At 63.0% G+C, this 24,564-nt stretch carries 22 protein-coding genes; 9 read left to right on the plus strand and 13 right to left on the minus strand.

Annotated features, from left to right (window positions below; translation table 11 throughout):
- Positions 1 to 23: 23 nt before the first annotated feature.
- Both FQ320_RS16555 and FQ320_RS16560 read right to left on the minus strand, forming a co-directional pair.
- Positions 24 to 2,555, minus strand: a complete 2,532-nt coding sequence (locus FQ320_RS16555; protein WP_148474216.1) for an ABC transporter permease — start codon at positions 2,553 to 2,555, stop codon at positions 24 to 26.
- A gap of 70 nt (positions 2,556 to 2,625) precedes the next feature.
- Complete coding sequence (locus FQ320_RS16560; RefSeq protein ID WP_148474218.1) at positions 2,626 to 3,348, minus strand: ABC transporter ATP-binding protein; 723 nt, start codon at positions 3,346 to 3,348, stop codon at positions 2,626 to 2,628.
- A 25-nt stretch (positions 3,349 to 3,373) separates the two neighbouring features.
- Here FQ320_RS16560 and FQ320_RS16565 point away from each other — a divergent pair, with 25 nt between their 5' ends.
- The 3 genes from FQ320_RS16565 (at position 3,374) to FQ320_RS16575 (ending at position 6,745) form a co-directional block, all read left to right on the plus strand.
- Positions 3,374 to 4,057 (plus strand): arylesterase, encoded by a 684-nt coding sequence (locus FQ320_RS16565; RefSeq protein WP_255509567.1) that lies wholly within the window; start codon positions 3,374 to 3,376, stop codon positions 4,055 to 4,057.
- A 76-nt stretch (positions 4,058 to 4,133) separates the two neighbouring features.
- A complete protein-coding gene (locus FQ320_RS16570) occupies positions 4,134 to 5,540 on the plus strand; it encodes an FAD-binding oxidoreductase (RefSeq protein WP_148474220.1) in 1,407 nt (468 codons plus the stop codon).
- Positions 5,537 to 6,745 (plus strand): hypothetical protein, encoded by a 1,209-nt coding sequence (locus tag FQ320_RS16575; RefSeq protein WP_148474222.1) that lies wholly within the window; start codon positions 5,537 to 5,539, stop codon positions 6,743 to 6,745. The genes FQ320_RS16570 and FQ320_RS16575 overlap by 4 nt, the downstream gene beginning before the upstream one ends.
- On the opposite strand, the gene hemC is transcribed toward FQ320_RS16575, so the two are convergent.
- Complete coding sequence (hemC, locus tag FQ320_RS16580; protein ID WP_148474224.1) at positions 6,736 to 7,689, minus strand: hydroxymethylbilane synthase; 954 nt, start codon at positions 7,687 to 7,689, stop codon at positions 6,736 to 6,738. The genes FQ320_RS16575 and hemC overlap by 10 nt on opposite strands.
- 103 nt (positions 7,690 to 7,792) lie before the next feature.
- Here hemC and hemE point away from each other — a divergent pair, with 103 nt between their 5' ends.
- Complete coding sequence (gene hemE, locus FQ320_RS16585) at positions 7,793 to 8,827, plus strand: uroporphyrinogen decarboxylase (RefSeq protein WP_148474226.1); 1,035 nt, start codon at positions 7,793 to 7,795, stop codon at positions 8,825 to 8,827.
- Here the strand turns inward: hemE and FQ320_RS16590 are convergent.
- Positions 8,796 to 10,268, minus strand: a complete 1,473-nt coding sequence (locus FQ320_RS16590; RefSeq protein ID WP_222861622.1) for an MFS transporter — start codon at positions 10,266 to 10,268, stop codon at positions 8,796 to 8,798. The two genes, hemE and FQ320_RS16590, sit on opposite strands and share 32 nt — an antisense overlap.
- Before the next feature lie 166 nt (positions 10,269 to 10,434).
- On the opposite strand from FQ320_RS16590, the gene FQ320_RS16595 reads away from it, so the two are divergent.
- Entirely contained in the window at positions 10,435 to 10,815 is a 381-nt protein-coding gene (locus tag FQ320_RS16595; protein WP_148474228.1) for a hypothetical protein, read from the plus strand.
- 10 nt (positions 10,816 to 10,825) lie between these two features.
- Here the strand turns inward: FQ320_RS16595 and hemF are convergent, their stop codons facing one another.
- The 4 genes from hemF to clpS all read right to left on the minus strand — a co-directional run bounded on the left by hemF (position 10,826) and on the right by clpS (position 14,009).
- The gene (gene hemF, locus FQ320_RS16600; protein WP_370513079.1) at positions 10,826 to 11,749 is read right to left on the minus strand and encodes an oxygen-dependent coproporphyrinogen oxidase; all 924 of its coding nucleotides are present in this window, start codon (positions 11,747 to 11,749) and stop codon (positions 10,826 to 10,828) included.
- A 92-nt stretch (positions 11,750 to 11,841) separates the two neighbouring features.
- Entirely contained in the window at positions 11,842 to 12,648 is an 807-nt protein-coding gene (locus FQ320_RS16605; RefSeq protein ID WP_148474230.1) for an SDR family NAD(P)-dependent oxidoreductase, read from the minus strand.
- Positions 12,649 to 12,667: 19 nt separating this feature from the next.
- Complete coding sequence (locus FQ320_RS16610; RefSeq protein ID WP_148474232.1) at positions 12,668 to 13,672, minus strand: class I SAM-dependent methyltransferase; 1,005 nt, start codon at positions 13,670 to 13,672, stop codon at positions 12,668 to 12,670.
- 16 nt (positions 13,673 to 13,688) lie between these two features.
- A complete protein-coding gene (clpS, locus tag FQ320_RS16615; RefSeq protein ID WP_148474426.1) occupies positions 13,689 to 14,009 on the minus strand; it encodes an ATP-dependent Clp protease adapter ClpS in 321 nt (106 codons plus the stop codon).
- 127 nt (positions 14,010 to 14,136) lie between these two features.
- On the opposite strand from clpS, the gene FQ320_RS16620 reads away from it, so the two are divergent.
- The 4 genes from FQ320_RS16620 (at position 14,137) to FQ320_RS16635 (ending at position 18,581) form a co-directional block, all read left to right on the plus strand.
- Entirely contained in the window at positions 14,137 to 14,844 is a 708-nt protein-coding gene (locus tag FQ320_RS16620; protein WP_148474233.1) for an HAD family hydrolase, read from the plus strand.
- Positions 14,845 to 15,062: 218 nt separating this feature from the next.
- Positions 15,063 to 16,427, plus strand: coding sequence for a D-alanyl-D-alanine carboxypeptidase family protein (locus FQ320_RS16625; protein ID WP_148474428.1), 1,365 nt, complete (start codon positions 15,063 to 15,065; stop codon positions 16,425 to 16,427).
- Between the two features lie 58 nt (positions 16,428 to 16,485).
- The gene (locus FQ320_RS16630; RefSeq protein WP_148474235.1) at positions 16,486 to 17,742 is read left to right on the plus strand and encodes an FGGY-family carbohydrate kinase; all 1,257 of its coding nucleotides are present in this window, start codon (positions 16,486 to 16,488) and stop codon (positions 17,740 to 17,742) included.
- Complete coding sequence (locus tag FQ320_RS16635; RefSeq protein WP_148474237.1) at positions 17,739 to 18,581, plus strand: TIGR01459 family HAD-type hydrolase; 843 nt, start codon at positions 17,739 to 17,741, stop codon at positions 18,579 to 18,581. The genes FQ320_RS16630 and FQ320_RS16635 overlap by 4 nt, the downstream gene beginning before the upstream one ends.
- Here the strand turns inward: FQ320_RS16635 and FQ320_RS16640 are convergent.
- The 5 genes from FQ320_RS16640 to FQ320_RS16660 all read right to left on the minus strand — a co-directional run bounded on the left by FQ320_RS16640 (position 18,569) and on the right by FQ320_RS16660 (position 24,562).
- Positions 18,569 to 19,918, minus strand: a complete 1,350-nt coding sequence (locus tag FQ320_RS16640) for a TrkH family potassium uptake protein (RefSeq protein ID WP_255509557.1) — start codon at positions 19,916 to 19,918, stop codon at positions 18,569 to 18,571. The genes FQ320_RS16635 and FQ320_RS16640 overlap by 13 nt on opposite strands.
- Entirely contained in the window at positions 19,918 to 20,580 is a 663-nt protein-coding gene (locus FQ320_RS16645; RefSeq protein WP_148474239.1) for a TrkA family potassium uptake protein, read from the minus strand. Before FQ320_RS16645 ends, FQ320_RS16640 begins: the two co-directional genes overlap by 1 nt.
- 100 nt (positions 20,581 to 20,680) lie before the next feature.
- Positions 20,681 to 22,288, minus strand: a complete 1,608-nt coding sequence (locus tag FQ320_RS16650; RefSeq protein ID WP_148474240.1) for an ABC transporter ATP-binding protein — start codon at positions 22,286 to 22,288, stop codon at positions 20,681 to 20,683.
- Positions 22,285 to 23,436, minus strand: coding sequence for an ABC transporter permease (locus tag FQ320_RS16655; protein WP_255509573.1), 1,152 nt, complete (start codon positions 23,434 to 23,436; stop codon positions 22,285 to 22,287). Before FQ320_RS16655 ends, FQ320_RS16650 begins: the two co-directional genes overlap by 4 nt.
- Before the next feature lie 40 nt (positions 23,437 to 23,476).
- The gene (locus FQ320_RS16660; protein ID WP_148474242.1) at positions 23,477 to 24,562 is read right to left on the minus strand and encodes a microcin C ABC transporter permease YejB; all 1,086 of its coding nucleotides are present in this window, start codon (positions 24,560 to 24,562) and stop codon (positions 23,477 to 23,479) included.
- Positions 24,563 to 24,564 lie beyond the last annotated feature (2 nt).

A 24,564-nucleotide genomic window follows, 5' to 3' on the forward strand; every position in this document is an offset into this window, starting at 1 on the left:
GCCACAATTTCAATATCCTGCGATCACTCGGCGCTGCGCAGCACCCGGGCTGGGCGCGCCGCCATCGGACGCCAGGCAAAAGCCAGCCCGGCCAAAAGTGTCACAAGAATGCCGCCCAGAACGATCAGCACCGCCGATACGGGTTCAAACACGAAATCCGTCTCCATCACGAAATGGCTGACGCCCCATCCGGCAAGCCCCCCTGTCACGATCGCCACCAGCCCCGCCGCCGCCCCCAGAATCGCGGATCTCAGGGCGAAACTGGTCAGGATCGTCGCACGGGATGCGCCCAGCGTCTTCAACACGGCCGCCTCATATGTCCGGGCCCGCTCACCCGCCGCCGCAGCCCCGATCAGCACAACCGCCCCGGTGATCAGCGTCGCCAGCGCGCCATAGGTGATGGCAGCGGCAATGCCGCCCAGAATGTCGGTCACCCGGTCAATCGCGTCCCGCACCCGAATCGCAGTGATATTGGGAAACGCACTGGCAAGATCGCGCAGTATCGCCGCCTCGGACGCCTCATCCGCATAGATCGTCGCGATGAACGTATGCGGTGCCCCCGCCAAAGCGGCCGGGTTCAGCGTGAGAACGAAACCGATCCCGGCGGTAGAAAAATCCACCTCGCGGAAACTGGTGATCGTCGCGTCGATGTCGCGGCCCAAAACGTTGACCGTGATCGTATCGCCCAGCGACAAGCCGATCTCGGCCGCTTCCTCGGCGGCAAAGCTGACCTGTGGCGGGCCGGTGTAATTTTCCGGCCACCACTCCCCGGCGGTGATCGTCGTATCCTCCCCCGGGACAGCAGCATAGGTGATACCCCGGTCGCCGCGCACAACCCAGTGATCGCCTGCCACCTTGGTCGCGTCCTCGCCGTTGATCCGGGTCACCACGCCGCGCATCATCGGAGCGGTATCCACCTTTGAGACGCCGGGATCGTTGGTCAGCCGGGTCCGGAACGCCTCCATCTGATCGGGCTGGATATCGACCATGAAATAACTGGGCGCCACATCGGGCAGATCGCGGGCGATGGCGCCGCGCAGGTTGGCATCAATCTGTCCCACTGCCGCCAACACGGTCAGCCCGAGGCCCAGTGACAGCACCACCGACGCTGCCTCGCCTGATGGCCCTCCTACTGAGCCCAGCGCCATGCGCAAGGCGCTGTGCCCGCGCAGCCAAGTTGCCCGCGCGGCCGCCCGCGCCAGATGCCGCACCAGCGCCGCAGCGCCCAGCAACGCGACAAAGGCCGCCCCAAGGCCCAGCGCGGCATAGACCGTCAGCATGGCCAACCCCGACAGCAAAGCCGCGACCGCCACCAGCGCCAAAAGAACAACACCGGTCAGCGCGATGAAGAACGGGCGCGGCACCCCATGGATCGCCCCGGCCGCATCCCGGTACAGCGCGGCGGCGCGAACCCGTTCAGTGCGTGCCAGCGGCCAAAGCGTAAACAATAACGCCGTCAACGCACCATAAAGCGCCGCCTGAGCCAGAGGCGCAGGATAAAGCGCAAAGGCGGTCGGCACCGGAAGTGCGGCGGAAATCAGCGGCGCGAACAGCAGGGGCGCAGCCGCGCCGATGATCAGGCCCAGAATGATGCCGATCACCGTCAGCACAGCGATTTGAATCAGATAGATCAGAAAGATCGTTCGCCCTTCGGCCCCGAGGGTCTTGAGCGTGGCAATGGTGGCAGTCTTACGTTCAAGATGCGCACGCACGGCAGCGGCCACGCCGACACCGCCCACGGCCAGACCCGCCAGCCCGACCAGCACCAGAAACGCCGACAACCGGTCGACGAACCGCGAAATACCCGGCGCACCGTTGCGCCGGTCGCGCCAACGGAAACCCACATCCGACAACCGCGTGTCCGCTTCGGCCTCAAGCGCATCAAGATCTGTTTCGGGCGGCAGGCGCAGCCGGTATTCGGCCTCGAACAGCGTGCCGGGCGAGAGCAGACCGGACCCCTTCAGCGCCGAGGCCCGGACCAGAGTACGCGGGCCCAGCCCGAAACCACCCGCCCCGCTGTCGGGTTCGCGGGTCAGCACGGCCATGACCGCGAAATCCTGCGTGCCAAGGCGAAATGTGTCGCCCGGCGTCAGGCCAAGCCGATCCATCAGCACCCGATCCATCACCGCACCGGGCAGCCCGCCTTGACCGTCCAGCGCGACGGCCAACGGTATCTCGGGTTCCAGCGCGACACTGCCATAAAGCGGATAGGCGGCATCGACACCCTTGACCTGAGTCAGCGCCCGTTCGCTGTCACCCTCGCGCGGCACAACGGCCATGGAGCGGAAATCGACAATCTCGGACACCGGGCCAAGGGAGTCGAACCACTGCCGACCCTCATCGCCCATATAGCGATAGGTCATCTTGATCGACACATCGCCACCCAGCATCGACGCGCCTTCGCGCTCCAGCCCCCGGGTGATGCCTTCGCGCACGGTGCCGACGGCGGCGATGGCCGCAATGCCCAGCGCCAGACAGGCAAGGAAAACGCGGAATCCCTTGATCCCACCGCGCAACTCGCGCCGGGCGATCCGTGCGGCAATCGCAATGCTCATGAGACACCCGAAATGGCGGCTGAACTACGGGCGCATTTGCCAAAGATCGCTGAAAGTTCCGATATACGTGTCATTCCGCCGCCTCGACCTGCGCTTCGGGAGCGATCCTGCCATCCTCCAGCCGGATCGTGCGATCGCAGCGGGCGGCAAGGTCTGGCGCGTGGGTGACAAGGATCAGCGTTGCACCATGCCGGTCGCGCAATCCGAACAGCAGATCCATGATTGCCTGACCGGTGGCCCCGTCGAGATTTCCCGTCGGCTCATCCGCCAGCAGGATGGCGGGGCGCGGCGCGGCAGCGCGGGCCAAAGCGACGCGCTGTTGTTCGCCGCCCGACAGTTGCGACGGATAATGTCCCCCGCGCGAGGCAAGCCCGACAGCGGCCAGCTCTGCCTCGGCACGCTCGAACGCATCAGCCACCCCGGCGAGTTCCAACGGGGTTGCGACATTCTCCAGCGCGGTCATAGTCGGAATCAGGTGGAAGGACTGGAACACCACCCCCATATGTTCACGGCGGAACCGGGCCAGCGCATCTTCGTTCATATCGGTGATATCTTGCCCGGCCACCCGCACCCGGCCCCCGGTGGCGCGGTCCAGACCGCCCATCAACATCAGGAGAGACGACTTGCCCGATCCAGACGGCCCCACCAGCCCCACAGTTTCGCCCCGCGCCACATCAAGCGAAATACCCTTGAGGATCTCGACCCGCCCGGCGTTGCCGTCCAGCGACAGCCGAATATCGGTCAGCGACAGAATTGGCTCCGTCCGTGATGCGGGCGTTTGGGCTTTGGGCATTTGGGGCACTTTCGGTGTGGGTCTTTTGGCATATGGGGCGCGGCGCGGAGTTTCCAACCTGATCGTCGCCGTTGCTCTTATACTAACGGCGTCCCTTGCGCTGCCCCTGAGTGCCGCCCGCGCCGAAACCATAACCGTCGCCGCGCTGGGCGACAGTCTGACCCAAGGGTACGGATTGCCAGCCGCCGAGGGTTTCGTGCCGCAATTGCAGCACTGGCTGGATGCACAGGGCGTGGATGCGCAGGTGCTGAATGCCGGGGTTTCGGGCGACACCACCGCTGGCGGATTGTCGCGGGTCGACTGGACACTGACGCCCGATGTCGATGCGATGATTGTCGCACTTGGCGGCAACGATCTGTTGCGTGGGATCGATCCGGCAAGCAGCCGCGCGAATCTTGACGCTATCCTGAAGACCGCACAGGAACGCGACGTCCGGGTTCTGTTGATCGGCATGATCGCACCGGGCAATTTTGGGCCCGACTTCAAGGCGGCGTTCGATGGGATGTATCCCGAACTGGCCGCGTCTTACGGCACGCTTTTTGCACCCAGCTTTCTTGCCGCGCTTGAGGCGCTGCCGGATCGCGCCGCCACCCTGCGCGACTATATCCAGGGGGATGGCCTCCACCCGAATGCCAAGGGTGTGACACTGGTTGTCAATGATCTGGGACCGAAAGTGCGCGACCTGATCGACACCACACGCGCCGAATAGCGTCGATTTCGGCTAGATTGCACTGGATCAACCCGCGCCGATGGGAATAGGTATCCGCCAGACAGGGAGGCGGAAGATGGATATTATCGAGCGGATGCGGGCCATCATCGGTGACGCCCATGTGCTGACGGGCAAGGATTGCGCGCGTTGGGCAAAGGACTGGACCGGCAAATATCACGGCCAGCCCATGGCGGTTCTGCGCCCTGCCTCTACCGCTGAAGTTTCGCAAATCATGCGGCTGGCCACTGAGACTGGCGCGGCTGTGGTGCCCGCGTCGGGGAACACCGGGCTGGTTGGCGGCTCCCATGCCCCCGGGCGGCTGGTGCTGTCGGTCGACCGGATGCGCGCGATCCGTGAAATCCGTCCCGGCGCGCAGCTTGCCATCGTCGACGCCGGGGTTGTGCTGGCCAATCTGCACAGCGCCGTTGCCGAACACGGATTGGTGTTTCCCGTGACATTGGGCGCACGGGGCACGGCGCTGATCGGCGGCATCCTGTCGACCAATGCGGGCGGATCGAATGTTGTGCGCTTTGGCAACACCCGCGAACAGGTTCTGGGGATCGAGGTTGTCCTTCCCTCGGGTGAAATCCTGAACCTGATGAGCGAGCTGCGAAAGGACAATTCCGGTTTTGATCTGCGCGATCTGTTCATCGGGGCCGAAGGGACGCTGGGCATTATCACGGCGGCGGTGCTGAAACTGCGGCCCATGCCCGCCGCCTATGCGACTGCAATGGTGGCGCTGGCTTCGCTGGACGATGCGCTGGACCTGCTGAACCGGGTGCAGGCGGCATCGGGCGGCGCGGTCGAGGCGTTTGAATATATGCCCGGCGGCTATATCCGCGAACACCTGAAAATGCGCCCCGACGCCCGCCCGCCCTTTGCCGAAATCCACGACGTCAATGTGATGATCGAAATCGCCGCCACCGCTCCGAAAGATGCGATCCCCGGGCCGGACGGGGCGCTGCCGGTGATACAGACGCTGGAGACCCTGCTGGGCGAAATGCTGGCCGAGGGCGCCGTGCTCGACGCCACCATCGCCCAGAACGAGGCACAGCGCGCCGAAATCTGGACCCGGCGCGAGGACGCGGGCGAAATGTCGGTCAGCCGTACCCCGGCCATTCCGATGGATGTTGCCCTGCCGCTGGATCGTCTGAGCGAATTTCTGGACCGCGCCGATCTCGCGTTGCAGGCCGTGGATCCGGGGGCCGAGCGTCTGATCGTGTCACATCTGGGCGACGGCAATATCCACCTGACGATCTGGCCCACCGCCACCGGCGCCGAACAGAGCGAAATGGTGCTGGAGCGGATCGAGGATATCGTCGCCGACATGCACGGCAGCTTTTCCGCCGAACACGGCATCGGTCTGTCCAAGCAGAGCGCAATGGCCCGGCGCAAGGATCCCGTCGCGCTGGATGTGATGCGGCGGATCAAGACGGCGCTCGACCCTGACAACATCATGAACCCCGGCAAAATCTTGCCGTGAACACCCTGAGGCTGATCCTTCGCGACCGTAGTCTGCGGTTGGTCGCCCTTGGCCTGATTGCATTCGGCACATTGGCCAGTTCGATGGGCACCTATCAATCGCTGATCGGGATCGATCGGTTCGGCTTTTCCGATGGGGAATATGCGCTGATCTTCATGGCCGGATCGGTCCTGTCCCTGATCGCTTCGCTGGGCGTCGGCATCCTGACCGACCGCAGCGCGAAGCGGCGCACCATGGCACGGGCGATGGCGTTTGCCGGGATCGCCGGATCGTTCGGCGTGACCCTGACCCACAGCCCGGTTGCCTTTGTCTTCGCGCATGTCTTGTTCTTTCCCGCCTTCAGCACGCTTTTCGGCCAGCTGTTCGCGCTGGCCCGGTTGGCGGCCACGGTGTACCCGCGCGCCCAGCGCACGGCGATCCAGACGACGATCCGCGCGGTGTTCTGCTTGCCGTTTCTTGTGGTGCTGCCGCTTTGGGCCGTGGCGTTCAACGCCGGCGTCGACCTGCTGGCGGTATATTTCGTCAGCGGCGTGGCGGCGGCGGTCCTTTTGGCAATCTTTGTCTTCGCATGGCCGCGCGATGGCGCAACCGCCTGGAGGGACGAGGCGTCGGGCCTGACCTTCGCTGCGGCTCTGGGCGAACTGGCGCGCGGGCCCGTGTTGTCGCGGCTGGCGCTGTTGTCGGGCATTCAGGGGGCCAATGCGGTGTATATGATCACCGTCGGATTGATCCTGAACGCGGTGCCGGGGCGTGGACCCGGAGATGTGGGCATGTTCGTCGGCGTCGTTGCAGGGCTTGAGATGCCGGTGATCCTGGCTCTGCCCTTGCTGACGTCGCGGATCGGGCTGACGCCGGCCCTGACAGCAGGCGCGCTGATCTATGGCGTGTTTCTGTTCGCACTGCCGTTTCTGGGGCCATATCCCGCCGTCTGGCTGTTGCTGATCCCCGGTTCGATAGGTGCCGGAGTTCTGGCCTCACTGCCACTGTTGTACGTTCAGGAGATGATGGCACAGCGCCCCGGCACGGGCGGTTCGCTGGTGTCCCTCGTGTTTCTGGGTGGTCAGGTGATGAGCGCGGGCGTCTTCGCGCTCGGCTCGGCGCTGGGCGGCTATGGGGTGGCGACAACAATGGGGGCGGTGATTGTCGCGGTCTGCGCGATCACCCTGTTGCTGGTCGACCGGCGCGGGATGCCGGTTCAGGCCTGATGCCAGTCAAAGAACCCCTCGCCCGCCCGCACCAACAAGCCCGCGGCCAGCGCCCGCCCCATTTCGGCGGCGTCTTCGATCGCGCCTGAAGTTTCGTCGGCAAGACATTCGGACCCGTCGGTGCGCAGGATTTCTCCCCGCAGCCGCATCGAGCCGCCGTCAAGCTCGGCCAGGCTCGCAATGGGGGTTTCGCACGACCCGTCCAGCGCGGCCAGAAACGCCCGTTCACCCGCCAGACGCTGACCCGTGGGAATATCGTGGATCGCCTCAATCATCGCGGCCACCCGCATGTCATCGGCCCGCCGCTCGATCCCGATGGCACCCTGTGCCACGGCGGGCAGCATCGCATCCACAGAGATCGGAGTATGGGGGATATCGCCGGTACGCCCCAAACGGCGCAGGCCCGCCATGGCCAGAAACGTCGCTGCCGCCACGCCATCGGACAGCTTGCGCAGCCGGGTCTGCACGTTGCCGCGAAATTCGACCACATGCAGATCGGGCCGCCGGTACAGCAGTTGCGAGCGCCGCCGCAGCGACGAAGTGCCGACCGTCGCACCCTGTGCCAGCGCCTCCATATCCCCACCGCCGATCGAGATGAACGCATCGCGCACATCTTCGCGGGGAAGATAGCAATCAATGATCAGGCCCGCCGGTTGCAACACCGGCATGTCCTTCATCGAGTGCACGGCAATATCGATCCCGCCGCTCAGCATGGCCTCTTCGATTTCGCGGGTGAACAGGCCCTTGCCACCGATGTCTTTCAGCGCCCGATCCTGAACGCGGTCGCCCGTGGTGACGATGATGACGATTTCGAACGCTTCTGGCGGCAGATCGAAGACGGCAGACAGGCGTTCTCGCGTCTCATGAGCCTGCGCAAGCGCGAGCGGTGAGCCTCGGGTGCCGATTTTCAGCGGTTTGGCGGGGGTGGGAAGCGTTGTTGTCATGGCCAATCCCTAGCCTCGGCGCGCCCTCCTGACAACCTAAACCCGCTTGACAATCAGCGCCCCGAACCGGACGACCTTGGTGCCTTAACTGACGGGGGACACCATGGCTGAAAAGTTACTGTTGCGTGCATTGGCAGGGGAAACTCTGCAAACGCCGCCTGCTTGGATGATGCGACAGGCTGGGCGATACCTGCCTGAATACAAAGCGACGCGGGCGCAGGCGGGCGACTTTTTGTCGCTGTGCTATAATCCCGATCTGGCGGCCGAGGTGACTTTGCAGCCAATCCGGCGCTTCGGGTTCGATGCCGCGATCATGTTTGCCGATATCTTGCTGATCCCGCAGGCGCTGGGGGCCGACCTGTGGTTCGTCACCGGCGAGGGACCGCGCCTTTCAACCATCACGTCACAGGCCGATTTCGACCTGCTGAAGCCCGCAGACCCGGACGTCGTCCACGAACATCTGGCGCCGATCTATGAAACCCTGCGTATTCTGTCCCGCGAACTGCCCGACGATGTGACGCTGATCGGCTTTGCCGGTGCGCCCTGGACCGTCGCGACCTATATGATTGCCGGGCGTGGCACCCCGGATCAGGGCCCGGCGCATGCCCTGAAGAACGGCAACCGGCCGCTGTTCGAGGCACTGCTGGAGCGGATCACCGAAGCAACCATCGAATACCTCTCAGCGCAGATCGACGCAGGCGCCGAGGTGGTCAAACTGTTCGACAGCTGGGCCGGATCGCTGAAAGGCGATGAGTTCCGCCGCTATGCTCTGGAGCCCACGAAACGCATCATCACCGAACTGAAGGCGCGCCACCCGAACACACCGGTCATCGCATTCCCGCGACAGGCCGGGGAGGCGTATATCGGATTCGCCCGTGAAACCGGGGCCGATTGCGTTGCCATCGACAATTCGGTCGATGCCGATTGGGCAGCGGCAAACGTGCAGATCGACGGCTGCGTGCAAGGCAACCTTGCCCCAAGCCATTTGGTCACCGGCGGTCAGGCGCTTGTGGACGAGGTGCGCCGGATCAAAGCGGCATTCTCGGGCGGCCCGCATATCTTCAATCTGGGCCATGGGATCACGCCGGACGCCAACCCCGACAACGTCACACTGATGCTGGAGACGCTTCGGAGCTGAGGGCCGTGGGCCGGGGCAACAGCCACACCACCCCGGCCAACAGCGCAAAGGACAGCACCGGATAGGCGATGGCGGTGGAAAAGGCGCGTTCGTACACCAAATGCGCCGCCGCGCTGCCCGCCGCCGGAACGCCGTCGAGCATCGAAAAGAAGATTTGCCCGACAATCGCCACGCCCATAGCGCCGCCCACCTGCTGAAACGCCTGCAATGTCCCCGAGGCCGATCCGCTGTCCGGCCCGGAAACCGAAGACAGGATCGTGTTGAACAGCGGCGAAATTGCAGTGCCCAGCCCAAAACCGGCCAACAGCAGCGGCAGGATGAAGGCGCTGATCACAATCTCGTTCTCCAACTGCGCCACCACGATCCACAGGCTGCCCATGCCCAGCGCGACGGACAGACCGCCAACCGCGATCCGCGACCGCAGCACCCGGTTGCCCATCCGCCCGGCCACCAGAGATGCGGCCAGCACCCCGAACGAGAACGGCATCGTCGTCAGCCCCGATTGTAGCGGCGTCAGGCCGAAACCGTTTTGCAGGAACAGCGCCATGATCAGGAAGAACCCCGGAATGCCCGAAAACAGCAGCGCGGTGATCAGGATGCCCAAAAGATAGGTGCGGTTGGCCAACAGGCTCGCGGGCAACAGCTCGGGTCGGCCTGACGCCGCCTGCCTGCGTTGCCAGCGGGCGAACAGATAGGCCATGGGCACAGCCCCGGCCATCATCACGAAACACCACGTTGGCCAGCCCAGTGCGCGCCCTTCGATCAGCGGAAACACCACCATCAACAGGGTCGCACCGGCCAGAAGGATGCCCACCGTATCGATCCCCAGATCGCGCCGTCGCGCCACCTTTGGCAGAAACCGCAGGGCCAGAAGGATCGCTGCGATCCCGACCGGGATGTTGACCAGAAAGATCGGCCGCCAGTCCAGCCCCCAAATGTCAGCTCCGATCAACAGCCCGCCCAGAACCGGCCCGGTGACCGAGGCAAGCCCGGCAGACAGCCCGAACATCGCGAAGGCTGCGCCGCGTTCTTCGGGCGGAAACAGGGCCGGAACAAGCGCCAGCGTCTGGGGGATCATCAACGCCCCGCCAACCCCCTGCACCACACGCGCCCCGACCAGCGTTTCGATCGTCGGCGCAAGGCCGCAGAACGCCGACCCGATGGTGAACACCACAACCCCGGCGATAAAGACGTTGCGCCGCCCATAGATATCGCCGAACCGCCCGCCCGGAATCAGGCAGAGCGCAAACACGAGGATATAGATGGCCACGACCCATTCGATCTCTTCAGGGCTTGCACCCAACGCGTCCTGCATACTGGGCAGGGCGACGTTCACGATCGTTACGTCGATGAGATTCATGAACCCCGCAACCAGCAATACGGCCATGGCGATCCAGCGCGCCCGGGAATCGGGTGGCGCGTCGGCGGTGGTTTCAGACATGGACATACCTTTCTGCGGTCGGACGGCGGACCAGATCGCTAACTAGGGTGGCGGTCCGGTCTTCCAAGGCGGGCGTCAAGGATTCGTCACCTGAGCGCCGCGCCCGCGACGCTGTGGCATGGAATTCTGCCGGGGAACAGGGCCGGAAAGAAAGGAAACGAAAGCTATGCGCCTGATCCTTCGTCTCTGCCTTGCCGTTTTGCGCGCCGGGCTGATCGCCTGTTCGGTCACCCTTAGCGGCTGGTTCATCGTCGCTCCGCCCAATGGCGCCGAACTGCGGGCGCTGTCGCGCGAAGGTCAGGACCCCGCGGATCTGCGCCGGGCGGTTGTGCAAAGACGGCTTGCGCGCGCCGCACTGGCAGTGGCGCCCGATCTGACGGTCGACCTGATCACCCGGCAGGGACAGGGCAGTGTCAGCCGCGAACAGGTCGCGTCCAGCCTGCAGGCCATCGCTCAGGGTCGCGGCGATGCCCCCGACGAGGCGCCAGTTGCAGCAGTGCGCGTGATCAGCGGCGCAAGATTTGAACGCCCGCCCGCCGACGGGTGAATCAACGGCGTCACACCCATTTTGCCAGGGGTGGCAGGCTCATCAGAACCGCATTTGCATCATGCCCGGTTTCCAGCCCGAATTTCGTACCCCGGTCATAGACCAGATTGTATTCCGCATAGAGCCCGCGATGGATCAGCTGCGTGTCCCTTTCCGCATCGCCCCAAGCCATATCGCGGCGCCGGTCGACCAGCGGCACAAAGGCGGGAAGAAAAGCGCGCCCGATGTCCCGTGTCAGCGCCATATCGGTCTGCCAATCGCCGGTGCAGTGATCGTCCATGAAGATGCCGCCGACACCCCTTGCGCGGCCCCGGTGCGGAATAAAGAAATATTCATCGGCCCAAGCCTTCAGGCGCGGATAATGCGCCGTGCCGTGGGGATCGAGATGCGTCTTTTGAACCTCGTGAAAATGCGCCGTATCTTCGGCGTATTCGATGCAGGGGTTCAGGTCGGACCCACCGCCGAACCACCAGGCATGGGGGGTCCAGAACATACGGGTGTTCATATGCACGGCGGGCACATGGGGGTTTTGCATATGCGCCACCAGCGATATGCCACTGGCCCAGAACTGTGGATCTCCGGCCATGCCCGGGATCCCCTTGCGCGCCGCCATGGCATGCTGCGCCCGTTCGCCCAGCTTGCCGAAAACGGTGGAGACGTTCACCCCGACCTTTTCGAACACGCGCCCGCCGCGCATCACACTCATCAATCCGCCGCCCGCATCGCTGCCGTCGTCGGACCGGCGGCGCGTCTCGCTCACCTCGAACCGGCCTGCGGGCAGGTTGGCGGAAGGGCCTTCGGTCTGACGGTCCTCAAGCGATTCGAACGCGGCGACGATTTCGTCGCGCAGGGTATGAAACCACGCCGCGGCAGTGGTTTTTTCGTCGGTCATCGCGTCCGGAGTGGTCGGGGCGTGAAATGCAGAGGTTTCCATGACAGGTCTTTCGGCTGTTTTCGCGGCGCGACTGTCAGCCATGGGCGCGGGGTTGGCAAGCCTTGGACGGTGTGATCGGGGGCCGAATCGCGCTAGTGGGCTGAACTGTCCACCCCGTCGATCAGGGTACGCCCACCATCGATGGTGAGGATCTGACCGGTGATGAACCCGGCACCGTCACTGGCCAGAAACTGCACCGCCTCGGCCACCTCGGTGGGGCTGGCAATTCGCGCCAGGGGGGTGTGACCGATGATATCGGCGCGCATCTCGGAATTGCCCTTGATCGCGCCTTGCAATGACGCGCTCATCACGCTGCCGAAAGCCACGGCGTTCACCCGGATACGGTTGGGCGCGAGTGCCACGGCAAGGCTGCGCGTGGCCTGATCCAGCGCGGCGCAACTGACCGAATAGGCCAGAAGATCGGACCGGGTGCGGCGCGCCGCGATCGAGCTGAGGTTGACGATCGCCCCGGCCGGACGATCGTCGTCATCCTTGGCCGATTGCTTGATCATCCGTTTGGCAAAGGATTGCGACAGACGCAGCGTCGTCATCAGGTTCTGTTCCAGCAGCGTGGAAACCGACGTGTCCTCGGGGTTCAGGGGATCGGTCGGCATCATCTGACGCGACGCATTGACCAATATATCGACCCGGTCAAAGGCATCGACCGTGGCCGACAGAAGATTGGCGACCGTCAGCCGTTCACGCAAATCACCGACAAAATAACGCACCTGCCCGGCATCGTCCTGTGCCTCGGCACATTCACTTTCCAGAGCGGCCTCGTCCATGTCGGCAAACATCACATTCGCGCCGTTGTCGACGAAATGCCGCGCAATGGCGAGCCCGATACCGTTGGCCGCACCTGTGACGACAGCGGTCTTGCCTGCGATTGATAGGGACATTTAAATGCTCCGGTGGGAATCAGCGGGAGGTACGGGCCGTTCTGTTGGACGGACGATTCGACTGGCGCAAAGGACGTTCGGCCTGAACAACCTTGAACGCCGGATCGTCCGAAAGCAGGGTCACCTTGGAAAAGCTTTCGGTCAGCGCAGTCTCATAGGGCAGATGCCGGTTCGCCACCAGCCACAGTTTTCCCTGTGGTTTCAGCAGCCGTGCTGCCGCGACGATAAAGTCACGCCCAAGACCCGGATCGGCGGCCCGGGCGATATGGAATGGCGGGTTCGTCACCACATGATCTGCCCCCCCCGGAAGGGCAAAGGACAGCGCGTCGGCCCAGTGAAACTGCGCCCGTTCGTCGGTCACATTGGTCCGCGCGCAGGTCAGCGCGGCATGATCCGCCTCGACCAGATGACAGGCGGTCACGCCCTCGCGTTGCAGGATCTCGCGTGCAAGATACCCCCAGCCGGCCCCCAGATCGACGACAACACCCGGCATTTTCGGCGGCAAGAAACTGGCCAGCAGGACAGATGCGCGGTCCGGTCCGTCGGCGGAAAACACGCCGGGCAGGGTTATCGCGCCATCGCCGTGGCGGGTGGCTTCGGCGCGCCAGTCCGACAGATCGGCCCCGGTGAAGGCAAACAGCTTGCCATGAGCTTTGGCGATCACCGAAGACACCGTTCCGCGACTGCGCAGATCACGGATCAATCCATCGGCCCCGTCGGTCTTTTGCCCGTCGATCCAGACCGTGCCACACTGGACGACCGCCTGCGCGATCAGATCCCGTGCAGCCGCCTTTGCCCGGGGCAGCACCACCAGCGCCGCATCGAACGCGCCTGAGGGTTCGGTGACCACGTCATGGCCCCGGGCACGCAGCGCGGCGACATCGGGAAAGAACCCCTGCACCACTTGCAGGTCAGCGCCCAGCGCCGACAGGTCGTCGTCCGCCCTTGCGCCAAAAACAATCCAGCGGGCAGTAAGCGGTAAAAGCCCGTCGTCGCGGGCGATATTCAAACGGGATGAAAGCATGGGTCGGGCGTTCGCCCTATTCCTTTTCCATGGTGCATTGCAGCGGGTGCTGATTGCGGCGTGCGAAATCCATCACCTGCGCCACCTTCGTCTCGGCCACTTCGAACGAGAACACGCCAACCACCGCCAAACCTTTTTTGTGCACCGTCAGCATCACTTCGAAACTCTGGGCGTGGTTCATACCGAAGAATCGCTCCAGCACATGAACCACGAATTCCATTGGCGTATAGTCATCGTTCAGCAGCATCACCTTGTACAGGGGCGGGCGCTGAGTCTTCTTGCGAGTCTCGAGAATGACCCCGGTATCGTCCTGGCCGGGTTCATCCTTGCCAGACATCATTTCGTCACTTGATGTCACTTTGCAGCTCCGTCGGGTCGGGTGGGATCAAAGCGCACTATATAAGCCCGAAGAACCGTGTGAAAAGGGGGGGTCGCCCACACACTCCAATTCACACCCGGAACAAATGCCCCATCACCTGACCACCATCGCCTTTGATGCCGACGATACACTGTGGCAGAACGAATGTTTCTTCCGCATCACACAGGACAGGTTTGCCGAGCTTCTGGCCGATCACGCCGGGCGCGACCACCTGAACGAACGCCTGCTGGCTGCCGAACGGCGCAATCTGGGGCGCTATGGCTTTGGCATCAAGGGATTCGTTCTGTCGATGATCGAAACCGCCATCGAGGTGACGGATGATCGCGTGCCCGCACAGGTGATCCGCGAAATCATCGAGGCCGGGCACGAGATGCTGCGCCATCCGATCGATCTTTTGCCCGGAGTCGAATCGGCAATTGCGGCACTTGCCCCCGACTTCCGCCTGCTGGTGATCACCAAGGGCGATCTGCTGGATCAGGAACGCAAGGTGGCGCAATCGGGCCTTGGCGACCTGTTCGACGGAATCGAGATCGTGTCGGACAAGACGCCCGCCGCCTATGCCGCGATTTTTGCCCGTCACGATACACCCTGCGAATCAGCGATGATGATCGGAAACTCGCTGAAATCCGACGTTATTCCGGTTTTGACCCTTGGGGGTTGGGGGGTGCATGTTCCCCACGGCGTCACCTGGGCGCTGGAACATGCCGAAACACCCGCCGATCATCCGCGATTTCGTGAGGTCGAGTCGCTTGAGCGGATCGCCGAACTCTGCCTGAGGTTGCGCGATCCTTGACCACCACGAAGTCCATGTGTGCAGAGATGTTGCGGTTGTCCGGATCACCCCGTCTACATATAGTTGCACTACATTAAGAGATTCTTCAAAGCCCCTGAATTAAGGATGTTTTCTGCGCGTAACTTCTGTGCTAGCGTCAGATAAATGCGAACCGGGCGTTAGATCTGGCCGCTTGAGGCAGAAAAAGGCAGTGAACCGTGGAAACGCGATTTCGGAACATGTTCCGGGCAGGACTCCTGTTCGCGGTGCTGATTGCATCGCTGGCCATCCCGTCCATAGCGCGGCCCGCACCCTATGCGGCCTTCGTCATTGATGCTCGTTCTGGCGAGGTGTTGCATGCCCGCAACGCCGATACCCGGCTGCATCCCGCATCGCTGACCAAGATGATGACGCTTTACATCACCTTTGAGGCGATCCGGCGCGGCGAGATTTCGCTTGAGACCAAGGTGCGGATTTCCAGCAATGCGGCATCCGAACCACCGTCGAAACTGGGGCTGAAATCTGGGCAGACCATTGAGCTCAAATATCTGATTCGCGCCGCTGCGATCAAATCCGCCAATGATGCGGCCACGGCTCTGGGCGAAGCGATCGAGGGATCCGAGGCGGCGTTTGCCCGCCGGATGACCCGCACCGCCGCCGCCCTGGGCATGACCCGCACCACATTCAAGAACGCCCATGGCCTGACCGAAGAAGGGCACCTGTCCACCGCCCGCGACATGACGATGCTGGGCCGGCGGCTTTTGTACGATTATCCGCAGTACTATAATCTTTTCTCGCGCCGGACCGAAGATGCCGGCGTGCGCCAGGTCAACAACACCAACCGCCGGCTGTTGTCGCAATACGCCGGCGCAGATGGAATCAAGACGGGTTATACCAGCGCGGCAGGGTTCAACCTTGTCGCCTCTGCCGTTCGTGGCAATGAAAGAGTCATCGCCACGGTATTCGGCGGACGCTCGACCGCGGCGCGCAATGCCAAAGTGGCCGAACTGCTGGATCTGGGGTTCAAACGCTCGCCCAACAACGCGCCGGTCTCCATGCCCGCAGCACCGCAATATGTCGCCGAGGCCGACCCAGGCCTGCAAGGCAAGACGATTCGGTTGATCACGACGGTCAGCAAATCCGTGCGCCCTCAACCCCGTCCGAACGCGTCGCCGACCCTGGTTGCCGAACCCGAGGCACCAGCGTTGATGGTGGCACAGGCCGAAGGGGCCGATGCACAGACGGTTATCGCGCTGGCGGTTGTCGCCGCGCCACCGCCGCGACCCGAGACACTTGTGGCAGAGGCGCCAAAAGGCGCCGCCGAACCATTGAAACTTGAGGTCGTCACCCGCCTGTCCACCTCGGGTGGTCGCGGTTATGGGATCAATGTCGGGAGCTATGCTTCGAAATACGAGGCCGAGCGTGTGCTGCTGAAAACCGCGCTGATCGAAATCGGCACGCTGGACGAAGCGCTGCGCAAGGTGGTCACCGGCAGGACCGGATATGAGGCAAACTTCGTCGGCATGACAGAAGACATGGCGGCTCTTGCCTGTCGCAGGCTTGAGGCGCGGCGCGTCACCTGCTCAACCTTCGGACCCAGCTGAACCTGACCGAACATGCAACCAGCCTTGCGGTGGCGATTGCCGCGCGGCACAACGGGGCATGGCACAAAACGATCTTTATCTTGGCATAGATCTCGGCACCTCGGGGGCCCGGGCTGTCGTCATTGACGATGACAGCACCTGTCTGGCGGTCGGGACTGCGCGATACAACTCCATCAAAGCGCCCCGTGACCCGGCGCTGTGGTGGCAGGCGGTGCAGACCGCGCTGGATCAGGCGCTGGCACAGGTCGATGCGCGCCGCGTTCGGGCGCTGGCTGTGGACGGCACATCCGGCACGATGTTGGCCACGGATGACGCCGGAAAACCGCTGGCCGAGGCGCGGATGTACAACGATCCCTGCACCGATCCGGCCCTCCTGCACACCATTGCAACCCACGCCCCCGCGACAAGTGCGGCCCATGGTGCCACCAGCGGTCTGGCCCGACTGATCGGGCTGATGCAGCACCGCCCGGCGCGGGTGCTGCATCAGGCCGACTGGATCTCGGGGCAATTTTCGGGGCGCTGGATCAGCGATGAGAACAACGCGCTGAAAACCGGATACGACCCGGTGGCGGCCCATTGGCCCGAGTGGATCGCGCGCACGGGTGCCGATATGGCGCTGTTGCCCGATGTGCCGCCTGCGGGAGAGGTGATCGCGCCCTGTCTGCCGGGCATGGCCCATAGATTCGGCCTGCCTTTGGAGGCGGTTGTCGTGTCAGGCACCACGGATGGCTGTGCGTCATTTCTGGCCACAGGGGCCGACCGGCCCGGCGACGGGGTGACGGCGCTGGGGAGCACACTGACCCTGAAACTGCTGTCGGACCGCCCGGTCTTTGCCCCCGAATTCGGTATCTATAGCCATCGCATTCTGGGGCAATGGCTGGCCGGCGGCGCATCGAACAGCGGGGGGGGCGTGCTGCTGCACTATTTCACGCCGGAGCGGCTGGCGGCACTGACTGCGCTGATCGACCCTGAAACCGACAGCGGCTGCGATTTTTACCCGCTGCTGCGCCCGGGCGAAAGGTTTCCCATTGCCGATCCCGCCCTGCCGCCCCGCATGTCCCCCCGACCCGATGACGACCTGCCGTTTCTGCACGGTCTGTTCGACGGGATCGCCGCGATCGAGGCGCTCGGATATCAACGTCTGCGCGAATTGGGTGCGCCCGCCCTGACACGTCTGCGCAGCGTCGGCGGCGGCGCGGCCAATCCCGTCTGGACAAGGCTGCGCGAGCGGCGGCTTGGGGTAACGATGGCCCCGGCCCTGTCTACCGACGCCGCCTTTGGCACCGCCCTTCTGGCTCGGCACGGCGTATCATGACGCCCGCGACGCTGGAACAACTGGCCGAGCGTTACGATGCCTTTCTGATCGATCAGTTCGGTGTCTTGCTGTCGGGCGGTGGTGCCTATCCCGGTGCGGCGCAGGCGCTGGATTGGCTGGCGCGGCGCCCGGGCAAACGTATCGTACTGCTGTCGAATTCGGGCAAACGCGCCGCGCCGAACGCCGCGCGGCTGGAGCGGCTGGGGTTTCGACGCGACAGCTTTGAGACCGTCCTGTCCTCGGGCGAGGCGGCGCATGGATTGCTGGCCCGGCGAATCGCAGCGGACGAGATTGCCGCAGGTGCCCGGGTTCTGCTGCTGGCCCGTGACGGTGATCTTTCGGCGATCGACGGGCTGGACCTGAGGGCGACCGACGATCCGACACAAGCCAATCTGATCCTGATCGCTGGTTCGCTGGGCGCGGAAATCGGTCTGGACGGCTATCGCGCCATCCTGAGCGATCCGGCAGCGCGGCGGGTTCCGGCCCTGTGCACCAACCCCGACATGACGATGCTCACCGCCAAGGGTCCGGATTTCGGTGCCGGGCGTATCGCGGAACTGTATGAAACCATGGGCGGAACGGTCGAGAGGATCGGCAAGCCGCACCGCCTGATCTATGATATCGCCCGCGAAATGCTGGGTGATCCCGCCCGTGTGATCTGTATTGGCGACAGTCCCGACCATGACATCCTCGGCGCGGCCAACGCCGGGTTTGACAGCGCGTTGGTGCGAACCGGCATCCACGCCGGGCTGAACGACGCCGCGCGGCTGGCGCTGTGCGATGCTGCCGGAGCGCGGCCCACCCATGTCACAGAGCGATTCGCGCTTCAGCCCAGATAGACCTGCCCGGCAGGATACCGCACCCGAGGCACCCCCTGTGTCGCCAGAAAGAACCCCAGCGTCAGCGGCCCGACCCGGCCAAGAAACATGATTATCATGATCATCGCGCGGCCAAATCCGTCCAGATCTTCGGTCGCGCCCATGGACATGCCGACGGTGCCGAATGCCGATGCCACCTCGAAGGCCAGATGCAGGAATTCGCCATCGTGGGTTATCGAGATGAAGAAGATTCCGGTGAGCATCAGCACAATCGAAATGGTGGTCAGAGCCATCACCTTCATCACCTCATCCCCCCCCAGGGATCGCCCAAAGATGTGCAACGTGGTCGAGCGGCGAAAGAACGCCACAGTGGCCAGCACCAGCACAAACAGCGTCGTCACCTTGATCCCGCCGGCTGTGGAAGTGCTGCCACCGCCCACAAGCATCAGCGTGATCGTCAGCAGCGCGGTTGAATCGTGCATCGCCGTGGTATCCAGCGTGTTGAACCCGGCGGTGCGCGGTGTGACGGCCTGAAACCAGCTTGCGATCAGCCGATCAAGGGTGCTGTCCAGCCCGCCAAGGGTGCCAAGGTTCGTCCATTCCAGCGCCGCGAACATCACCCAGGCCCAAAGGATCAGGCCCAGCGTGCCCACCAGCATCAGCTTGGAATGCAGCATCAGCGTGCGAAACCGCCGCTTGTCGCAGATATCGGCGATCACGATGAACCCCAGCCCGCCCAGAATGAACAGCGCAGGCACGGTGATGTTCACCAGAGGGTTGCCAACCCAGCGCGACAGACTGTCAGGATAAAGCGCGAAACCGGCATTGTTAAAGGCCGATATCGCGTGAAAGGCCGCATGCCAAAGCCCCTGCGCCCAACCCAGTTCAGGCACAAAAACAAGCGCCAGCAGCAGGGTGCCCACCGCCTCGCAGCCCAGCGCGACCAACATGATCACCCGCACCAGCGCTGTCAGATTGCCAATCGACGTCTGATTCAGATCCTCGCGCAGGATCATCCGTTGCGGCATGTTAAGCGGCAGGCCCAGCGCCCGCCAAAGCAGCACACCGAAGGTCATCAAACCCAGCCCGCCCATCTGGATCAGCACTGCGATCACCCCCTGACCGAACAGGGTGAACGTGCTGCCGATGTCTACAACCACCAGCCCGGTCACCGTCACCGCCGAGGTCGAGGTAAACAGCGCATCCCCCCATGTGACCCCACCGTGGTTGGAAACCGGAGCAAGCAACAAAGCGGTTCCGACGAAGATCAGCACCAGATACATCAGCGCAAGCAGGGCGGGTGGCGGCAGTCGTTCCAGCCGGGTTTTCCTGCTCCGGGTGTTGAACATCCGCTGCATTAAAGGGTGGCCGCAAACGCCCGAAGATCCTTGCGCTGGCCCAGCAAAAGCAGCCGGTCATCACCCTCCAATATACATCCGTCGCCATCCCGCCCGACAAATTCAGTGCCACGCATCACGCCGACACAGCGCAGGTTGTGGTCGTTGGTATGGGGCAGGTCGGAAAGACGTTTGCCCTCGAGGCTTTCGGGCACCATGAAGTTCACCACATGATATCCGTTGCCAAGCGAGACATAGTCTCGCACCAGCGGATTATGCAGCACTTGCGCGATGTGCTGGCCCACCTCGACCTCGGGGTGGATGATCCGATCAACCCCCAGTTTCGACAGAATCCGGTGGTGGGTGCGGGTCGTCGCCTTGGCCCAGACGGTTTTGACGCCGATCATTTTCAGGTTGATCGAGGCCAGAATATTCGCCTCGAGATCGTGGCCCATGGCGACCAGAACGATATCGCATTCGCCCAAACCCGCCTCGCGCAGGGCGGCTTCGTCGCGGGCATCGGCGATCATCGCCTGACTAAGCTGTTCGGCATGGGCCGACACCAGCCGTTCATTCTGATCAATCCCGATCACATGATTGCCGAACCGCGTCAGCTCGGTCGCGACGGTGCCACCGAAATTTCCCAGTCCGATCACGCCGAACAGTCGTTCCTGCCTTGCCATGGTTGCTCCGGTTCTTTGCTTATGGCGTTTCGATACCGAACCTGCCGCAGTTGCCCGGTCATGGGAATGGGTCACATTGCAACCCACCCCCCGCAGGTCCTTAAACTGTTGCGCGGTGATCCAGTGCGGCGGCCAGAAGGGTGCGGGTGTATTCGGTCTGTGGCGCCTCGAAGATGTCAGAGGCGCTGCCCTGCTCCACCACATCGCCCTGCTTCATCACCAGCACCTTGTGCGACAGGGCGCGCACCACCTTCAGGTCGTGCGAGATGAACAGATAGGCAAGCCGGTATTTCTGCTGCAAATCGCGCAGAAGCTTCACGATCTGCACCTGCACCGTCATGTCCAGCGCCGATGTGGGCTCGTCCAGAACCACCAGAAGCGGGCGCAGGATCATCGCCCGGGCGATGGCGATACGCTGTCGCTGGCCGCCGGAAAATTCATGCGGATAGCGGTGCATCGTGGTCGGGTCCAACCCCACCTCGGACATGATGTTGGCGACCATGGTGCGCTTGTCCTGCCCGTCACGGGTGCCGTGGACAGTCAGACCCTCGGCGATGATTTCTTCAACCGTCATGCGTGGCGACAGCGACCCATATGGATCCTGAAACACGATCTGCATCGCCGCCCGGATCGGCCGCATGTCACGCCCGCGCAGACCCTGAATGTCGCGGCCCATGAAGACCACCGGCCCTTTGGAGGGAATGAGCCGCATGATCGCCAGCGCCAGAGTGGTCTTGCCCGAGCCCGATTCGCCGACAATCCCGACCGTTTCGCCCGATCGCACCGCAAGTGTCGCGGCATTCACCGCCTTGACGTGGCCCACGGTGCGTTTCAGCAACCCGCGCTGGATCGGAAACCAGATGCGCAGATTTTCGGTACGCACGATTTCCTCGGCGTCCTCGGGAACGGGGGCGGGGGTGCCGGTGCTTTCCGCGCTCAGGAGCGATTTCGTATAGGGATGCTGTGGATTGCCGAAGATTTCAGCCGTCGGACCCTGTTCGACGATCTGCCCGTCTTTCATCACGCAAACCCGGTCGGCAATCTTTCGCACGATGCCAAGGTCATGGGTGATGAACAGCATCGACAGCCCGGCATCGCGTTTCAGATCGGCCAGCAGGTCAAGGATCTGCGCCTGAATCGTCACGTCCAGAGCGGTGGTCGGTTCATCAGCGATCAACAGGTCAGGCCCGTTGGCAAGCGCCATGGCGATCATCACCCGTTGACGCTGCCCGCCCGACAACTGGTGCGCATAGGCCCCCAGCCGCGATTCAGGATCGTTGATCCCGACCTGTATCAGCAGTTCGATAATCCGGGCGCGGGCCTTTTGGCCGCTCAGCCCCTGATGCAAGGCCAGAGATTCGGCCAACTGCCGCTCCAGTGTGTGCAGCGGGTTCAGTGATGTCATCGGCTCTTGAAAGATAAAGCTGATGTCGTTGCCGCGCACCCGGCGCAGGTCCTTCTCGGCCGCACCGATCATCTCGGTGCCCTCATAAACAATCGAGCCGGTCGTATGGGCCGAATCCCCCAACAGCGAAACGGTGGACAGCGCAGTCACTGATTTGCCTGAGCCGGACTCTCCGACCAGCGCGACGGTTTCGCCCCGGTCCACATGAAACGTCACCCCACGCACCGCATGGGTTTCGGCCCCGTCCTGCCGGAATGACACGTTCAGATCGGTGACTTTAAGGACGGTCTCGGAAACGGTCAAAGGAAGGTCTTTCTGGGGTCAAAGGCGTCGCGGATGCCTTCAAATATGAACACCAGCAGCGACAGCATGATCGCAAAGGTGAAGAAGGCGGTGAAGCCCAGCCAGGGCGCTTGAAGGTTCTGTTTCGCCTGCAACGTCAGCTCGCCCAGAGACGGCGAAGAAGACGGCAACCCGAAGCCGAGAAAATCAAGGCTGGCCAGCGTGGCAATGGTCCCGGTGATGATGAACGGCAGCATCGTGACCGTGGCGACCATGGCATTGGGCAGCATATGACGGAACATGATCGTCCAGTTCCCCACGCCCAAAGCCCGCGCCGCGCGGACATATTCAAAGTTGCGCGCCCGCAAAAATTCAGCCCGCACAACCCCGACCAAGGCCGGCCAGCCGAACAACACGGTGACAAAGACCAGCAACCAGAACCCCCGCCCGAGAATCGCGAACAGGATGATGATGACGTAGAGCGACGGCATACTGGACCAGATTTCAAGGAACCGCTGAAACAACAGATCGGTCCAGCCGCCAAAGAACCCCTGAAGCGCCCCGGCAATGATACCGACAATGCTGGTGATCACCGTGACGATCAGGGTGAACAGGATCGACAAACGGAATCCGTAAAGCACCCGCGCCGCCACATCCCGTGCGGTGTCATCGGTCCCCAGAATGTGATCGCGGTCGGGCGGCGAGGGTGCAGCGCGCCCGATATCGTTGATCGTGTTATAGGAATAGGGGATCGGCGGCCAAAGGATCCATCCGGTTACCGCCTCGGGGTCGGCGGCCTGCAATTCTCCGGACTCTACCGATGCGATCAGGGTGTCGGGGCTGTCGAAACAACCCTCCATCCCGCCGGTTCGGATAAGGCATTGCACCTCGGGGTCGGCATAGACCGCTTCGCTCTTGAAATCGCCACCAAAGGCGGTTTCGGGATAGAAACTGAACACCGGCATGAAATATTCGCCGCGGTAGTTCACCAGGATCGGTTTGTCGTTGGCGATGAATTCGGCAAACAGCGAGACGAAAAAGATCACGCCAAAGATCCACAGCGACCAGAGCGCGCGGCGGTTGCGTTTGAAGTTGCGCCAACGCCGCTGATTGAGCGGCGACAGATACAGGCGTTTCTTGCCCGGGATCACCGGGGCCGGAGCATCCATGCCCGCGGCGGGCACGACGGGTTTATCGGGCAATGTCATGTCAGCCCTCGCGCGATTCAAAGTCGATGCGCGGATCGACGAAGACATACATCAGGTCGGACAGGATGCCGACAACAAGTCCGATCAGCCCAAAGAAGAACAGTGTGCCGAAGATCACCGGATAATCCCGCGCCACCGCCGCCTCGAACCCCAGTCGGCCCAACCCATCAAGCGAGAATATGGTTTCGATGATCAGCGATCCACCAAAGAACACACCGATGAACACCGACGGGAATCCGGCAATCACGATCAGCATCGCGTTGCGGAAGATATGCCCGTACAGAACCGCCGATTCCGACAGGCCCTTGGCCTTGGCGGTGACGACATACTGTTTCTTTATCTCATCCAGAAAACTGTTCTTGGTCAGCAGGGTCAGCGTGGCAAAGGCGGAAATCGTGCTGGCGATGACCGGAAGGGCGATATGCCAGAAATAATCCACCACCTTGCCCAGCAATGACATCTGATCCCAGTTGTCGCTGGTCAGACCGCGCAGCGGGAATATCTGAAAATACGATCCGCCCGCGAACAGCACCAACAGCAGAATCGCGAACAGGAACCCGGGAATCGCATAGGCGATGATGATCAGGCCGCTGGTCCAGGTATCGAAACTGCTGCCGTCCCGCACCGCCTTTCGGATGCCCAGAGGGATCGAGACAAGATAGGCGATCACCGTGCTCCATAATCCCAGCGTGATCGACACCGGCATCTTTTCCAACACCAGATCCATGACCGAGATCGAGCGGAAGTAACTGTCGCCAAAATCGAAGCGGATATAGTTCCACATCATGTTCAGGAACCGCTCGAGCGGTGGCTTGTCAAAGCCGAATTCCTTTTCCAGCTTGGCGATGAATTCAGGCGGCAAGCCGCGCGACCCAACATAGTTTTCCGTCTCGAACCCCTGCTGCGCGCCTGCGTCTCCGCTGCCGCCAGAGATCCCGGCAAAAACGTCGCCTTCGCCCTCCAGCCTTGCGATGATCTGTTCGATCGGACCGCCGGGCACGAATTGCGTCAGGGTGAAGTTGATGATCATGATCCCGATCAAAGTCGGAATGATCAACAGCAACCGTCGAAGGATATAGGCGCCCATAC

This window comes from Oceaniovalibus sp. ACAM 378 (assembly GCF_008085915.1).
GTDB lineage: Bacteria > Pseudomonadota > Alphaproteobacteria > Rhodobacterales > Rhodobacteraceae > Oceaniglobus.

Bases quoted from the DNA above. Each gene is read 5' to 3' on its own strand.
- FQ320_RS16555 (WP_148474216.1), bottom strand. From the start codon at position 2,555: ATGAGCATTGCGATTGCCGCACGGATCGCCCGGCGCGAGTTGCGCGGT.
- FQ320_RS16605 (WP_148474230.1), bottom strand. From the start codon at position 12,648: ATGTCCCTATCAATCGCAGGCAAGACCGCTGTCGTCACAGGTGCGGCC.
- FQ320_RS16560 (WP_148474218.1), bottom strand. From the start codon at position 3,348: ATGCCCAAAGCCCAAACGCCCGCATCACGGACGGAGCCAATTCTGTCG.
- hemC (WP_148474224.1), bottom strand. From the start codon at position 7,689: ATGACAACAACGCTTCCCACCCCCGCCAAACCGCTGAAAATCGGCACC.
- FQ320_RS16590 (WP_222861622.1), bottom strand. From the start codon at position 10,268: ATGTCTGAAACCACCGCCGACGCGCCACCCGATTCCCGGGCGCGCTGG.
- FQ320_RS16570 (WP_148474220.1), top strand. From the start codon at position 4,134: ATGGATATTATCGAGCGGATGCGGGCCATCATCGGTGACGCCCATGTG.
- FQ320_RS16620 (WP_148474233.1), top strand. From the start codon at position 14,137: ATGCCCCATCACCTGACCACCATCGCCTTTGATGCCGACGATACACTG.
- FQ320_RS16655 (WP_255509573.1), bottom strand. From the start codon at position 23,436: ATGGATGCTCCGGCCCCGGTGATCCCGGGCAAGAAACGCCTGTATCTG.
- FQ320_RS16640 (WP_255509557.1), bottom strand. From the start codon at position 19,918: ATGCAGCGGATGTTCAACACCCGGAGCAGGAAAACCCGGCTGGAACGA.
- FQ320_RS16610 (WP_148474232.1), bottom strand. From the start codon at position 13,672: ATGCTTTCATCCCGTTTGAATATCGCCCGCGACGACGGGCTTTTACCG.
- clpS (WP_148474426.1), bottom strand. From the start codon at position 14,009: ATGTCTGGCAAGGATGAACCCGGCCAGGACGATACCGGGGTCATTCTC.
- FQ320_RS16645 (WP_148474239.1), bottom strand. From the start codon at position 20,580: ATGGCAAGGCAGGAACGACTGTTCGGCGTGATCGGACTGGGAAATTTC.
- FQ320_RS16635 (WP_148474237.1), top strand. From the start codon at position 17,739: ATGACGCCCGCGACGCTGGAACAACTGGCCGAGCGTTACGATGCCTTT.
- FQ320_RS16630 (WP_148474235.1), top strand. From the start codon at position 16,486: ATGGCACAAAACGATCTTTATCTTGGCATAGATCTCGGCACCTCGGGG.
- FQ320_RS16625 (WP_148474428.1), top strand. From the start codon at position 15,063: ATGTTCCGGGCAGGACTCCTGTTCGCGGTGCTGATTGCATCGCTGGCC.
- hemE (WP_148474226.1), top strand. From the start codon at position 7,793: ATGGCTGAAAAGTTACTGTTGCGTGCATTGGCAGGGGAAACTCTGCAA.
- FQ320_RS16595 (WP_148474228.1), top strand. From the start codon at position 10,435: ATGCGCCTGATCCTTCGTCTCTGCCTTGCCGTTTTGCGCGCCGGGCTG.
- FQ320_RS16660 (WP_148474242.1), bottom strand. From the start codon at position 24,562: ATGGGCGCCTATATCCTTCGACGGTTGCTGTTGATCATTCCGACTTTG.
- hemF (WP_370513079.1), bottom strand. From the start codon at position 11,749: ATGGAAACCTCTGCATTTCACGCCCCGACCACTCCGGACGCGATGACC.